Genomic DNA, 537 nt, shown 5'->3' on the forward strand with positions numbered 1-537 from the left:
TCCTAATGTCAAGGCACTTGTTTATGTCGCAGCGCTCCAACCTGAAAAAGGTGAAAGCACAGCACAATTGCTCCAGTCTATGCCGTCACCCACCAAGGATATTAAGCCGTCGAAGGATGGGTTCCTTCTTATAGACCGGTCAAAGTTCGCTGCGTCCTAATGTCAAGGCACTTGTTTATGTCGCAGCGCTCCAACCTGAAAAAGGTGAAAGCACAGCACAATTGCTCCAGTCTATGCCCCGGTTTCGGCCGCAGCTTGGCACGAGAAGCCCAGCTACGCAATTGTAGCGAAGGACGATATGACGATAAACCCCGACCTGGGATCTGCCCAAGGATCAAGCCGAGTTCATGGCCCGGTCGCAAATGCCTGTCGCCGTCGTCGCCACCGATACACCGGTTTCGGCCGCAGCTTGGCACGAGAAGCCCAGCTACGCAATTGTAGCGAAGGACGATATGACGATAAACCCCGACCTGGAGCGCTGGATGTACAAGCGTGCCGGTTCAACGGTGACAGAGGTAGAGGGCAGCCACGCTATTT

2 pseudogenes are annotated in these 537 nt (G+C 54.4%); both read left to right on the plus strand.

The annotated features are described in order from the left end of the window. Positions 1-155: 155 nt before the first annotated feature. Positions 156-243, plus strand: a pseudogene (locus tag AB4Z23_RS28090) (alpha/beta hydrolase); the annotation flags it as partial. Between the two features lie 104 nt (positions 244-347). Further along, positions 348-537, plus strand: a pseudogene (locus AB4Z23_RS28095) (alpha/beta hydrolase); the annotation flags it as partial.

The sequence above is a fragment of the Agrobacterium sp. MCAB5 genome (assembly GCF_052114365.1).
GTDB classification, from domain to species: domain Bacteria; phylum Pseudomonadota; class Alphaproteobacteria; order Rhizobiales; family Rhizobiaceae; genus Agrobacterium; species Agrobacterium tumefaciens.